Here is a 13,010-nt window from a genome sequence, read left to right as displayed (position 1 = left end):
TTATGTGCAGATTCCTATCCTTTGCTTCAGGTAAAAAACCTGATGTTAGTAGATTATTGTCTTATATTTTTCCGCTGGTGCTCTGCTTTTTATGGAGTAAACCTGTTTGTGCACAGACCGATTCAGCCATCAGTGGCATTGTAGTGATGGAAAACGGTAGCCCCGTAGAATTTGCCTCTGTAGCCCTGCAAGATGCAGATGGGAAAGGTATAAAAGGAACTTTGACCGATTCGTTGGGGCGTTTTTCCTTTCCGGCACTGCAACATGGTAGCTATCGTGTTAAAATTTCTAATATGGGTTATATCACGCATCATACCGATGTGATCCAGATTAGTATTCAGCACAGGGTAATCGGTTTAGGACGATTGAAATTAATAGAGGATGCACAGACTTTAAACGCTGTAAACATTTCCGTTCAAAAAAAGGTAATCGAACAAAGTATAGACAAGATGACCATCAATGTGGAAAACAGCATTCTATCTGAAGGAAATACGGCTTTGGAATTGTTGCAACGCATACCTGGCATTAAAGTAGACGACGAAGGTAAAATATCGTTAAAAGGGAGGACCGGTGTTAACGTGATGATCAACGGAAAACTAACCTATCTTTCTCCGGCAGAATTAAGTGTATTGCTAAAAGGAACTAATTCGGCATCTGTTTCTAAAATTGAGCTTATGGCCAATCCTTCCGCCAAATATGATGCTGCAGGTAATGCTGGTATTATTAATATTGTGATGAAGAAAAACCAGATGAAAGGCCTGAATGGATCGCTTGCTGTTAATGGTGGTTTGGGTCGAAAGGCAAGATATGGATCGGGTTTTAACCTTAATTACAAAAATGCAGGTTTTAACGTGTATGGAAGCTATAATTATGCTTACCGCGGCGAAATCGAATACCTCGATTTTAGCAGACGGTTTTATAATAATGGCCATGTAGCAGGTAATTACGACCGGATTTCTAATCAACATACCGAAACAAACGAACCCTTAAATACCAACAATTTCAGGGTAGGAATGGATGTAGATTTAGATCCGCAGAACGCCATTGGTTTTCTTGTAAATGGGAACATTGGTAAATACCTGCACGATAGTCAAACGAGTAATATTTTGCAAAGTCAGCAGGGCATTATCCAGTCTGATATGGCCACCACCAATTATGATCAGCAGCACTGGAGCAATTTAACATACAACCTTAACTACCTGCATAAATTTAAAAAAGAAGCCAGAACATTTAGTGCCGATGTAGATTTTGCCAGTAACAGTTTTACTTCCAGGTTAAATTTAGATACTTACACTGCACCTGATGTATCTGCTCCTGCGCAAACCAGCAATAGAAAAGGTTATGTTCCGGCTAAAACCGATGTGTATGTAGGTAAGGTAGATTATACCGATCAATTGGGTAAGGCCATCAAAATCGAGAGCGGCTTGAAAAGTTCATTTATAACTTCCGATAATAACCTGGTTTATCAAAATTTAACGGATGGTGCCTGGGTGTACGATCCTGCGGGCAGTAACTATTTTAAATACAAAGAGCAGATCCATGCCGCTTACCTAAATCTTAACCGCGAATTTAAAAGCTTTACCCTACAGTTGGGTTTAAGAGGAGAGTATACCCATACTTTGGGCAATCAGGTTACAACCGGATCGCTAATTAAAAGAAATTATTTTCAGTTGTTCCCAAATTTGGCACTGAATAAGACAGCAGGCGAAAATAACCAGTTCCAGCTGGCCTATAGCCGTAGGGTACAAAGGCCTGATTATGGCGATTTAAACCCGTTCAGGGTATTTAGAGATCCACTTTTATACTACGAAGGAAATCCATATTTAACGCCCGAACTAACACAAAACATCGTATTGAGCCATATTTTTAAAAGCAAGTATACCACTGCCTTAAATTATAGCAGAACTACTGATGTCATAACCTGGGTATCGGGTCAGATTGATAACCTGAACACGACTTACGAACGTCCGCAGAATCTGAAGAGTCTGGTTAATTATGGTGTTAGTTTTACCGGTCAGACTAATTATTTCAGCTGGTGGACAGCAACAAATTTTGCCAATATTTACAACAATATTTATCGTGGTGGTGAAGATTCCGGAGCATTCAAAAACAGTCAGGTTAGTTTTACCATCAATACCCAAAACTCATTTAAACTTGGGGGTGGTTATAGTGCAGAGTTAAATGCATATTATCATTCGAAATCAGTTTATGGCATTTCTACCGAAAAATCTTATCATTCCGTTTCAGCGGCGTTTCAAAAAAATCTGTTAAAAGACAAAGCCAGTCTAAAACTTTTAGTGAACGATATTTTTCAGTCGAGCCAATACAAACAGATTACCAGGTACCAGAATATAGATATGTATAGCCATGTAAATGTTGATGGGCGGAGGGTAATGCTTTCATTCTCCTATCGTTTTGGTAATTCTTTCAGTACAAAAGAACGCAAAAGGGGAAATGATGATATCCAGAACAGGGTAAAGGGAGGAATATAAAAATGTGGAAATTGCCCTCTTGTGCGATATTTTTTTGCAATCTGGTAAATATAAAACCTATGATCATTTTCGCTGGAACACCCAATTTGGCAGACAATAGCCTCAATTTCGCCTGAAAAATCTGCTGCGTGATGGAGGTTTCGAATGCCTGAAAGGAATGAGTTAGTGTTAATATCTCTGATTAGCAGGGAGGTGTTAAACAAAAAAACGAGACAAACAGCTTAAACTGATTTGTCTCGTTTGGTGCTCCCGACGAGATTCGAACTCATATCGATGGTACCGGAAACCATAATTCTATCCATTGAACTACGGGAGCATAAGGCTGCAAATATAGAAAAATCAAAATCATTTCATTAAAAAATCAAGCCTATTTTTAATCGGTAAATACCTGATAAAATTAACTTCCTGCTGTTGAGCTATCTTTTATGTTAAAAAATGATTAAATCATAACGACAAGTGCAGGCAGAATGAGTTTATTCCTCTTTATTTTTAATTTAAGAATCCTTTTTGGCTAATTTTAAAGGTACACCGTTGGCTTTTTAGGAAATAAAAATGCACCTTTGCGAACCGTTAATAGAGGATTAGGCATGTAATAAATTAAATTTTGTTTATGGAAGAATTGGTTGTGGAAGAGATTCAGGAACTGCTTGAAAAAGAAAATGATAAGGCTTTAAAGCAATATCTCGATCAACTGAATATTTCGGATGTAGAAGAACTGATTGATGAACTTCCACAATATGCAGCTAAATTTATCGAAACCTTATCCCTCAACCGGGCCGTAAATGTTTTCCGGATTCTGGATTTTCCTACCCAGGAGCGCATCATTAAAAAACTTTCGGGCAATAAACTGAATCAGATCATCAAAGATCTGCCGCCCGACGACCGTACCGCACTTTTCAGCGAATTAAAAGGTGATGTGGTGAAAAAAATGATTACGCTTTTACCGCCTGAAGAACGTAAAGAATCACTTGCACTCCTTGGTTATAAAGAAGATAGTATTGGCCGTTTAATGACGCCCGATTATATCGCCGTAAAACCCGAATGGTCTATCACCAGGGTATTGGCGCACATCAGGCGTTATGGAAAAAACTCCGAAACCATCGACGTTGTGTACGTGATTGATAAAGAAGGCGTGTTGCTGGATGATATCAGGATTCGCGAGGTTTTACTGGCCGATCCTGAAGCCATTATCGGCGAACTTACCGATAAACGTTTCATTGCCTTAAAAGCCAACGATCCTCAGGAAGATGCCATCAATATCTTCAGGATGAATAACCGTGTGGCTTTACCTGTAGTAGACGAGAATAACATTCTTTTGGGGATTGTTACCGTTGATGATATTTTGTGGATTGCCAACGAAGAATATACCGAAGATATGCACAAAATTGGGGGTACCGAGGCTTTGGATGAACCTTATCTCGATACTTCAATATTTAACCTGGTAAGAAAACGTGTTGGCTGGCTGGCCATTTTAATGGTTGGCGAAATGCTTACCGCTACCGCAATGGGTTTTTTCGAAGGACAAATTCATAAAGCTACCGTACTCGCATTATTTATTCCGCTGATTATTTCATGTGGAGGGAATAGCGGATCTCAGGCTTCAACCCTGATTATTCAGGCAATGGCGCTTGGCGAGGTAACCATAAAAGATTGGTGGCGTGTAATGAACAGGGAAATTACATCAGGTTTTCTACTGGGTTTATGTTTAGGCCTCATCGGATTTTTACGCATTTTTGTATGGCATTTGGCCGTACCCAATGTTTATGGAGAACACTGGATTTTAATTGCTGCTACCATTAGCGTTTCTTTGGTTTTTGTGGTGCTCTGGGGGTCGTTAAGTGGCTCTATGCTGCCGATTTTATTAAAAAAACTGGGAGCCGATCCTGCAACCTCATCTGCTCCATTTGTAGCAACCCTTGTTGATGTTACGGGATTGATTATTTATTTCAGCTTTGCTGTTCTGTTTTTAAAAGGCGTTTTACTTTAAATCTAAATTATGCAAAAGAAAATTACCACACTTTTTACCGATATCGGTGGTGTTTTGTTAACCAACGGCTGGGACAGGCATGCAAGGGGAGAAGCTTCAGTACTTTTTAACCTCGATTCGGTTGATCTCGAAGAACGCCATCACCTTACCTTCGATACCTATGAGGTAGGTAAACTAACCCTTGATGAATACCTGGAACGCATTGTTTTCTTCGAAGAACGGAGTTTTACCTACGATGATTTTAAAGAATTTATGTTCAAAAAATCACTTCCTTATCCGGAAATGATTCAGTTGATCTGCGATTTAAAAAAGAAATACAACCTAAAGGTAGCCGTCATCAGCAACGAGGGCAGGGAGTTAAACCAATACCGCATCAATACCTTTAAACTGAATGAATTTGTCGATTTCTTCGTGTCATCAAGCTTTGTACATTTCCGTAAACCCGATGCTGATATTTTTAAAGTAGCTATCGATATTTCGCAGAGCGACGTAGAAACGAGTTTGTACATCGACGATCGTATGCTTTTTGTACAGGTTGCCGAAGGTTTGGGCTTGAGAGGCATCCACCATACCGATTACGAAGATACCAAAGTGCAATTAGCTGCTTACGGGTTGGAGATTTAAACAATAGCATTTAGCGTTGACAACTTCCTGGGCAGCCTTGCCTGTAAGTTGTCAACTCCGGATGAAAAATTTGAGTTTTTTGAAAAGCAATGTAGGTAGGTCTTGCTAAAGCTTACTCCTCCTGCCTTCGTCATCCTGAAGCATTCGTCATCCTGAATTTATTTCAGGATCTTTCATGTCAAACTGCTTGCTGGATATCTGTGTTTAATTTACCTTTCCTATGCGCTTCGACTCCACTCAGCGTGACAATAGACTGGTTTTTCGTGATTTCCGTGCCTCAGTGGCAAAAAAACGGCAAAAAAAAGCCACTCTTGCGAATGGCTCTATGTTATTCAAAGTCCCCTTTAGGGGATTTAGGGGCTTAAACATTAAACCTGAAGTGCATAATGTCGCCATCTTCCACTACATAGGTTTTTCCTTCAACACCTAATTTACCAGCATCTTTACAGGCGTTTTCAGAACCTAAGGTTACGAAATCGTTGTATTTGATCACCTCCGCACGGATAAATCCTTTTTCGAAATCGGTGTGGATAACGCCGGCAGCCTGTGGTGCTGTAAACCCTTTAGTAATCGTCCAGGCCCTAACTTCTTGCACGCCAGCGGTGAAATAAGTGTACAGATTTAATAATTTATAAGCGGCACGGATCAATTTGTTCACGCCCGATTCGGTTAAACCTAAATCAGCTAAAAATTCCTGACGCTCTTCGTAGCTATCCAGTTCTGCAATTTCTGATTCAATTTTAGCAGAGATCACTAAAACTTCCGCATTTTCATCTGCAACATTAGCTTTAACTAAATCAACGTATTTATTGCCGTTAATTACCGATGCTTCATCAACATTACAAACATACATCACCGGTTTTTGCGTAAGCAGACCTAAATCTTCAATAAAATCAAAATCTTCCTGAGCCAATGGTGCCGTACGGATCGATTTACCACTTTCTAAATGAGATTTAACAACCGTTAAAATTTCATAAGTACGTTTAGCATCTTTATCACCACCTGTTTTAGCCATTTTCTCAACTTTTTGAATCCGTTTATCAACGGTATCCAAATCTTTAAGCTGTAGCTCAGTATCAATAATTTCCCGATCACGGATCGGATCAACAGAACCATCCACATGGATTACATTTCCATCATCAAAGCAACGTAAAACGTGAATGATGGCATTGGTCGCACGGATATTTCCTAAAAACTGGTTTCCTAAGCCTTCACCTTTCGATGCCCCTTTTACTAAACCTGCAATATCTACAATCTCAATAGTATTCGGTTGTACTTTGTTTGGTTTAACCAGCTCAGCCAGTTTGGTTAATCGATCATCAGGTACTGTAATTACGCCAACGTTGGGCTCAATAGTACAAAAGGGAAAGTTTGCAGCCTGCGCTTTTGCATTTGATAAACAGTTAAAAAGAGTCGATTTTCCAACATTTGGTAAACCAACTATACCACATTGTAATGCCATTATTTATTAGTCTTTAAGTCTTTAGTCCACAGTCTTTAGTCGGTAATCATCATCCAGCTTACATTTTCCATCTCCCGTCCCCGCTAAAATCCGCGCAAAGATAAGCTTTTAAAACCTTTATTTAAACCCTTGCTATTGTATCAAATCTATATTTTATCTAAGTTTAGCCCAAAATAGATAGAGATAAATGGAAGATTTTGAAAATGAAGTGCCCCAGGAAGTGAAATTGGTTGTTACCGAAGAAATGCGGAGCTACCTTTACGATATGAGTAAATGGGCAAGATTTTTATCCGTAGTCGGTTTTGTTATCTCGGCATTTTTAACTTTAAGTTCATTTGGAATAGGAGCAGCAATAACGGCAAATCCTGCAATGCTTAATCAGTTAGGGCCTCTGGCCAGTATCGGGGCAACTGGAATCACTATATTTTACCTGCTGTTGGCCTTACTCTTTTTTTATCCAAGTTTGCTGTTGTTACGTTTTTCAGCTAAAGGCAAACAAGGTGTGCTGTTTGGCGATCAGGAAAACTTAAACGATGCCATTGCAAATGTTAAATCACTTTTTAAATTTTGGGGCGTACTCACCATTGTATTTTTAGTGAGTTATTTTCTGCTCATTCTTGCCGTAGCCGTTAGCACTGTAGGTATCAAATAAAAAGGCATATAAGTAAAAAAGCCTCCTGATTTTAAAAATTGGGAGGCTTTTTTTATTGAAATTATAATTACTTAAAAAGTAAAATCGTCGCTTGCTTTAGTGCTATGTTCTCCATTTTCAGAATATTCATAACGTTTTTCAACCACATCCTGGTGAGTTTTGATGTAATCAACAGTTTCATTTAGTCCTTCTGCAAATTTTTCGAAATCTTCTTTGTATAAAAAGATTTTATGTTTTACAAACACACCGTCTTCTAATCTTTTCTTACTTTCGGTAACTGTTAAATAATAATCACCCGATCTAGTAGCCTTCACGTCGAAGAAATAAGTTCTCTTACCTGCTCTTACTTTCTTTGAAAAAACTTCTTCTCTTTCCTTGTTGTCGAATTCTCCCATGGTTGGTATTGATGTTGGTTTTTGGTTTCGGTAAATATAAAGCAAATATTTAAAGTTCAAAATACAATTTTATCACAATTTAAATAGTTCGGGTTTCCTCCTCCAAAAGTTGGTGGTTATAAAGCTCGGTATAGCTGCCATTTAAACTAAGTAATTCATTGTGTGTGCCTTGTTCAATGATTTTGCCGTTATCCAGTACTAAAATCTTATCTGCATTTTTAATGGTCGAAATCCTGTGGGCAATTAAAATACTTGTTTTTCCGGCCATAATTTTACCCAGGTTTTGCAGTATTTCCTCCTCGGTTTTCGTGTCAACCGCCGAAAGACAATCATCAAATATTAAAATCTTCGGCGATTTAATCAATGCCCTTGCGATAGAAACGCGTTGTTTTTGGCCGCCTGAGAGGGTTATTCCACGCTCACCCAGCATGGTTTCGAATTTTTCTTCGAAGTCGATAATGTTGGTATAAACCGAGGCATTTTTTGCTGCCGCATGCACTTCTTCATCGGTAACACTGTCTAAACCAAAGGCTATATTGTTTTTTATCGTATCCGAAAAAAGGAAAACCTCTTGAGGTACAAAGCCAATCTGTTCACGATAATCTTTTAAATTTAAGGCCTTAATGTTCTTTCCATCAATATCAATGGCGCCATTTTCTACATCATACATCCGCATAATCAGATTCGCCAATGTCGATTTCCCGGAGCCTGTTTTTCCGATAATGGCTACAAATTCGCCGCTATTAATCTCAAAACTCACGTCTTTTAAAGCTTCAATGCCGGTATCCGGGTAAGTAAAACTCACCTGGTCGAACTTGATTTTACCGGTAAGCTCAATTTCTGCACTTTCTTTCGATTGGATGTCGGATGGGATATCTAAAAACTCGTTTATCCGCTTTTGCGATGCAGCAGCCCGCTGGATTAAAGAAGTAACCCAGCCCAGCATGGTTACCGGAAAGGTTAACTGGTTAATGTAAATGATAAATTCGGCAATATTCCCTGCCGTAATACTGCCATTCATTACCTGGATGCCACCAATATATATCGTTAAAATGGTACTCAGCCCAATTAATAGAAGCATAGTAGGATAAAACAGGGCCGATACTTTTACCAAACTCATCGAATCTTTTTTATAATCGTTACTCTGGATGGAGAACATGTCTCGCGTATAATCTTCACGAACATAGGATTTAATGATCCTAATGCCCGAGAAACGCTCCTGTACAAAACTCGATAGATCTGATAAACGTTCCTGTATCTTTCCGCTTTTTTTAAAGATCAGCGTGTTTACGTAATAGATAATCACCACCAGAAAGGGAAGGGGCAACAGGCAATAAATGGCCAGTTTGGCATTTACATCAAACATCGACCAGATAATAAGCACCGATAACACAAAGGTGTTAATCGTGTACATAATCGCCGGACCAACATACATCCTCACCCGGTTAACATCTTCTGTAGCACGGTTCATTAAATCGCCGGTATTATTCCGGCGGTAAAAGCCTAAGCTCAGTTCCTGATAATGCTGGTAGATATCGTTTTTCATATCAAACTCTATGTGCCGCGACATTAAAATAATGGTTTGGCGCATAAAGAACAGAAACAGCCCCCGCAATAAATAAAGTGCAATAACCAGCAAGCCAAAAAATAAAAGATTGCTGCTAAAAATATCGTAAATAATGGCCTGCCGATCGAAACCATAAAAAAGATTAAATATCTGAATGTTTTCGGTAATCAAATCAACGGCATAACCAATCACCTGGGCAGGCACTACGCCAAAAATATTAGAAATCACCACGAAAATACTTCCGGGTATAATCCACCATTTGTATTTAAGAAAGTATTTGTTTAATCGGCTTAAATGTTTCATTCCATACAAACTTAGCTAATTTTGTTATTTCATAATGCATATTTATCTGTTCTGGCCTAAGCTTTAAAAATTAATGACACTTGAGGATGTAAAATGGATGATGTAAAGTAGCTAGATTAATGAGAGCCCTAAACCATATCGCTAAAGTATTCTCAGGCGACTTAGGTGGTCAATATTATTTTGAAAAGCAAGGTTTGGTGCTTTTTGGGTAGATCAGCCCTGCTATCCATTTCAAGCCGATGAAGAATCGGGCTTTACATTCCTATCAGGTTTATTTTACATGAGATTGTGGCTCTTGGTTCAGTAAAATCTGTTGTCAGTTTTAGTTATGGAAACTGAAAATCATTGAATGTTTACCTCATCACCTCATTCTCATGCCTTGGTTCGTGTCCCACGAACCAAACATTAGTGAATTTAACCACGTTTTTTTTATGATTTACCTTAACCTATAACGTTTTAATAATCTCATAGGCTTATTAAATTTATCCAGAACCGAATTAATTTTGTTATAGTTTCGTTAAATAGGTGTAATAATGGTTTTTTATTTTAATTTTGCAGCAGGTTAGCCGAACGTTCAATATGCCAGCAAATTCTCCGTCAGATTTTTCAATTTTAGATCAATTAAGTGCCTATGGCCATAAAAAATTGGTTTTTTGCAACGATCCAGATACAGGTTTAAAAGCAATTATTGCTATACACGATACCACATTGGGGCCGGCTTTAGGCGGAACACGCATGTGGAGTTATAGCACCGAAGGCGAAGCTTTAGAAGATGCACTGCGTTTATCGCGGGGTATGACTTACAAAGCAGCCATCACTGGGTTGAACCTGGGCGGTGGCAAAGGTGTAATCATTGGCGATTCCAGGAAAGATAAAACAGAAACTTTAATGCGTAGCTACGGCAGGTTTATTAAGAACCTGAATGGCGAATTCATTACGGCAGAAGAAATGGGTACCAACACACGCGATATGGAATATATCCGTATGGAAACCAATTATGTTACTGGTGTTCCCGAGTCAATCGGTGGTGCCGGCAATCCGGCTCCTTTTACTGCACAAGGTGTGTATTTAGGCATTAAAGCCAGTGTTAAAGAAGTTTTCGGTACCGATATGCTAGCCGGGAGAACCATTGTGGTTCAAGGCATCGGAAATGTTGGTGAGCACCTGGTTGCACTGTTAAGAAAAGAAAACGCCGAGGTTTTGATCAGCGATATTAACCAGGAACAACTCACTTACGTTGCCCGGAAATATAAGGCAAAGCCAATCGAAGCCGATAAAATTTTTACAACTGATGCCGATGTTTATGCGCCGTGTGCCATGGGTGCTACGGTGAATAACAAAACCATCGAAAAAATGAAGTTTGCTATTATTGCAGGTTCAGCAAACAATCAGTTAAAAGATGAAGTTTTAGATAGCGAATTGCTGTTGAAGAAAGGGATTTTATTTGCACCTGATTATTTAATTAATGCCGGTGGATTGATTTCCTGTTATTCGGAGTTAACAGGTTTTGGTAAAAAACGTACTGTACAGCTTACCGAGAATATTTACGATGCTACACGCAGTGTAATTAAGTTAAGCAAAACCGAAAATATATCAACAAATATTGCAGCCAACCGCATCGCCGAGAAACGCATTGCAGATGTTAAAAAAATTAAATCGTCATATTAAATCATAATTATTAAAACAGGTTTTAAAAAACCACACTCGTTCTTACATTCATGTTAAACAGAAGGCACTTAAGAATCAAAGCTTTGCAAAATATTTTTGCTTGGCACATGGCAGACAAAAAAGACATTAAAGGTGATTTGAAAACTTTAATGCAGAGCATCGATAGCGTGTACGAAATGTACATCTGGATGTTATCTTTAATGGTAGAAGTTACCGAATTTACTGCTAACGACGCTGCAGAGCGCGCAAATAAGTTTATTAAAACAGCAGAGGATATTAATCCTAACATGAAATTGCTACACAATAAGTTTAGCGTTTTAATGCAGCAGAACCCTGAGTACGTATCTGCAGTAAAAAAATATAAAGTAGACTGGGGTTTCGATCCGGAAATCCGTAAAACAGTTTACAATTCGTTAAAAGCATCAAAAGAATATGCCGATTATCTGGCCGATCCAAACGAAAGTTTAGAATCATCAAAAGATATCATCAAATACATTTTCAGGAAAATCATCTTAAAAAACCAGGCCATTTTGCAGGTTTTTGAAGAGAAATTTATCAACTGGCAGGTAGATCACGAAGTGATGAAAGGTATGGTCGCTAAAACCTTGAAAAACTTTACATCCGAAGATCCTTTCAAAAATAAATTGACTGAAATTAGTGCCGATTGGGTAGAAGACAGCAAATTTGTTCAGGATCTTTTTGTACATACTTTACAAAATGATGCAAAATATCAGGAAATGATCGCTGATAGAACCAAAAACTGGGAATCGGAACGTATTGCATTAATGGATACCATTTTGATGAAAATGGCCATTTGCGAATTGTTAAACTTTCCATCTATTCCGGTTAAAGTAACCATCAACGAATATTTAGAGTTATCAAAAGATTACAGTACACCGAAGAGTAATTCATTTATTAACGGTATTTTAGACAAAATTTTAGGCGATCTTAAGAAAAACAACACCATTAAAAAGATTGGCCGCGGATTAATCGAAGATTAAAAATGAAAAGAACATTTATCCTGGCTATTGCTGCACTTTCATTCGCAGCATGTCGTAATGCAAATAATCAGACTACCGAAACTGCTACAGCTGTTTCGGTTGGCAACGATACATCAAAAACAGCTAAAGTTGCCCCTGCTGATGCCCCTGTTATTGTTTTCGAACGCGATATTTTCGATTTCGGTAAAATAACCCAGGGTGAAAAGGTTAAGCACGATTTTAAACTTAAAAATACAGGTAAAAGTCCGCTTATTGTTTCAAATGCAACCGCAACTTGTGGCTGTACCATTCCGCAGGTACCAGGCGAACCAATTTTGCCAGGTAAAGAAGGGGTGATTAGCGTAGTTTTTAATAGCGAAGGTAAAATGGGCATGCAAGATAAGGTAGTAACCGTAACATCAAATGCAAATCCAACGGTAACCACTGTTCATTTGGTAGGAGAGGTACTTGCTAAAAAATAAATTGGTCGATCATCTGTTAAACATGGATGACCAACTATTCACAAAAAAACAAATAAATAAGAAATGACATCAACAGTAATATTACAGGCAGCAGCAGGTGGTAGTAACATGCTAACTACAATTGTACCAATGGTACTCATCATGGTAGTTTTCTACTTTTTCATGATCCGCCCGCAAGTTAAAAAAGCTAAAGACCATAAAAAATTGGTTGAAGAATTAAAAAAAGGTGATAAAATTGTAACTACCGCAGGTATTCACGGTCGTATCGCCGATATGAACGAAACTACTTTTTTAATTGAGGTTGAAGGTGGTGTAAAGATCCGTTTCGATAAATCGGCAGTTTCTTTAGATGCAACCAAAGCAGTTGCAGCGCCTAAAGCCTAATAAATTAATAAAAT

Annotated in this window: 11 protein-coding genes and 1 tRNA gene; 8 read left to right on the top strand and 4 right to left on the bottom strand. The window is 38.4% G+C overall.

Annotation, left to right across the window (positions count from 1 at the left end; genetic code table 11):
- Positions 1–2: 2 nt before the first annotated feature.
- Positions 3–2,492, top strand: coding sequence for an outer membrane beta-barrel protein (locus tag AC04QZ_RS07180; RefSeq protein WP_478357176.1), 2,490 nt, complete (start codon positions 3–5; stop codon positions 2,490–2,492).
- 241 nt (positions 2,493–2,733) lie between these two features.
- On the opposite strand, the gene AC04QZ_RS07175 is transcribed toward AC04QZ_RS07180, so the two are convergent.
- Positions 2,734–2,808: transfer RNA gene (locus tag AC04QZ_RS07175), tRNA-Arg, on the bottom strand.
- Between the two features lie 294 nt (positions 2,809–3,102).
- On the opposite strand from AC04QZ_RS07175, the gene mgtE reads away from it, so the two are divergent.
- Positions 3,103–4,479, top strand: a complete 1,377-nt coding sequence (gene mgtE, locus AC04QZ_RS07170) for a magnesium transporter (protein ID WP_478357175.1) — start codon at positions 3,103–3,105, stop codon at positions 4,477–4,479.
- Positions 4,480–4,488: 9 nt separating this feature from the next.
- Positions 4,489–5,103 (top strand): HAD hydrolase-like protein, encoded by a 615-nt coding sequence (locus AC04QZ_RS07165; RefSeq protein ID WP_478357174.1) that lies wholly within the window; start codon positions 4,489–4,491, stop codon positions 5,101–5,103.
- A gap of 361 nt (positions 5,104–5,464) precedes the next feature.
- Here the strand turns inward: AC04QZ_RS07165 and ychF are convergent, their stop codons facing one another.
- A complete protein-coding gene (gene ychF, locus AC04QZ_RS07160) occupies positions 5,465–6,565 on the bottom strand; it encodes a redox-regulated ATPase YchF (protein WP_086547122.1) in 1,101 nt (366 codons plus the stop codon).
- 187 nt (positions 6,566–6,752) lie between these two features.
- Here ychF and AC04QZ_RS07155 point away from each other — a divergent pair, with 187 nt between their 5' ends.
- The gene (locus tag AC04QZ_RS07155; protein WP_086547121.1) at positions 6,753–7,217 is read left to right on the top strand and encodes a hypothetical protein; all 465 of its coding nucleotides are present in this window, start codon (positions 6,753–6,755) and stop codon (positions 7,215–7,217) included.
- Between the two features lie 71 nt (positions 7,218–7,288).
- Here the strand turns inward: AC04QZ_RS07155 and AC04QZ_RS07150 are convergent, their stop codons facing one another.
- Together AC04QZ_RS07150 and AC04QZ_RS07145 are read right to left on the bottom strand one after the other, a co-directional pair.
- Positions 7,289–7,612, bottom strand: a complete 324-nt coding sequence (locus AC04QZ_RS07150; RefSeq protein WP_029275977.1) for a DUF3276 family protein — start codon at positions 7,610–7,612, stop codon at positions 7,289–7,291.
- 79 nt (positions 7,613–7,691) lie between these two features.
- Positions 7,692–9,482 (bottom strand): ABC transporter ATP-binding protein, encoded by a 1,791-nt coding sequence (locus tag AC04QZ_RS07145; RefSeq protein WP_478357173.1) that lies wholly within the window; start codon positions 9,480–9,482, stop codon positions 7,692–7,694.
- Between the two features lie 579 nt (positions 9,483–10,061).
- Between AC04QZ_RS07145 and AC04QZ_RS07140 the strand changes: the two genes are divergently transcribed.
- The 4 genes from AC04QZ_RS07140 to yajC all read left to right on the top strand — a co-directional run bounded on the left by AC04QZ_RS07140 (position 10,062) and on the right by yajC (position 12,996).
- Positions 10,062–11,150, top strand: coding sequence for a Glu/Leu/Phe/Val family dehydrogenase (locus tag AC04QZ_RS07140; protein ID WP_086547119.1), 1,089 nt, complete (start codon positions 10,062–10,064; stop codon positions 11,148–11,150).
- A 50-nt stretch (positions 11,151–11,200) separates the two neighbouring features.
- Positions 11,201–12,151, top strand: a complete 951-nt coding sequence (gene nusB / locus AC04QZ_RS07135; RefSeq protein WP_057933473.1) for a transcription antitermination factor NusB — start codon at positions 11,201–11,203, stop codon at positions 12,149–12,151.
- Positions 12,152–12,153: 2 nt separating this feature from the next.
- Positions 12,154–12,612 (top strand): DUF1573 domain-containing protein, encoded by a 459-nt coding sequence (locus tag AC04QZ_RS07130; protein ID WP_478357172.1) that lies wholly within the window; start codon positions 12,154–12,156, stop codon positions 12,610–12,612.
- A gap of 63 nt (positions 12,613–12,675) precedes the next feature.
- On the top strand, positions 12,676–12,996 hold the full coding sequence (gene yajC, locus AC04QZ_RS07125) for a preprotein translocase subunit YajC (RefSeq protein WP_086547117.1): 321 nt from the start codon (positions 12,676–12,678) through the stop codon (positions 12,994–12,996).
- Positions 12,997–13,010 lie beyond the last annotated feature (14 nt).

Source organism: Pedobacter folensis (assembly GCF_056490665.1).
The sequence above is the reverse complement of the archived record's forward strand: the minus strand, read 5'-3'. Positions and strand labels throughout refer to the sequence as shown.

What these genes read in the sequence shown, in the direction of transcription:
- AC04QZ_RS07165 (WP_478357174.1), top strand. Translation starts at nt 4,489, where the DNA reads ATGCAAAAGAAAATTACCACACTTTTTACCGATATCGGTGGTGTTTTG.
- AC04QZ_RS07145 (WP_478357173.1), bottom strand. Translation starts at nt 9,482, where the DNA reads ATGAAACATTTAAGCCGATTAAACAAATACTTTCTTAAATACAAATGG.
- AC04QZ_RS07155 (WP_086547121.1), top strand. Translation starts at nt 6,753, where the DNA reads ATGGAAGATTTTGAAAATGAAGTGCCCCAGGAAGTGAAATTGGTTGTT.
- AC04QZ_RS07130 (WP_478357172.1), top strand. Translation starts at nt 12,154, where the DNA reads ATGAAAAGAACATTTATCCTGGCTATTGCTGCACTTTCATTCGCAGCA.
- AC04QZ_RS07140 (WP_086547119.1), top strand. Translation starts at nt 10,062, where the DNA reads ATGCCAGCAAATTCTCCGTCAGATTTTTCAATTTTAGATCAATTAAGT.
- ychF (WP_086547122.1), bottom strand. Translation starts at nt 6,565, where the DNA reads ATGGCATTACAATGTGGTATAGTTGGTTTACCAAATGTTGGAAAATCG.
- AC04QZ_RS07180 (WP_478357176.1), top strand. Translation starts at nt 3, where the DNA reads ATGTGCAGATTCCTATCCTTTGCTTCAGGTAAAAAACCTGATGTTAGT.
- AC04QZ_RS07150 (WP_029275977.1), bottom strand. Translation starts at nt 7,612, where the DNA reads ATGGGAGAATTCGACAACAAGGAAAGAGAAGAAGTTTTTTCAAAGAAA.
- mgtE (WP_478357175.1), top strand. Translation starts at nt 3,103, where the DNA reads ATGGAAGAATTGGTTGTGGAAGAGATTCAGGAACTGCTTGAAAAAGAA.
- nusB (WP_057933473.1), top strand. Translation starts at nt 11,201, where the DNA reads ATGTTAAACAGAAGGCACTTAAGAATCAAAGCTTTGCAAAATATTTTT.
- yajC (WP_086547117.1), top strand. Translation starts at nt 12,676, where the DNA reads ATGACATCAACAGTAATATTACAGGCAGCAGCAGGTGGTAGTAACATG.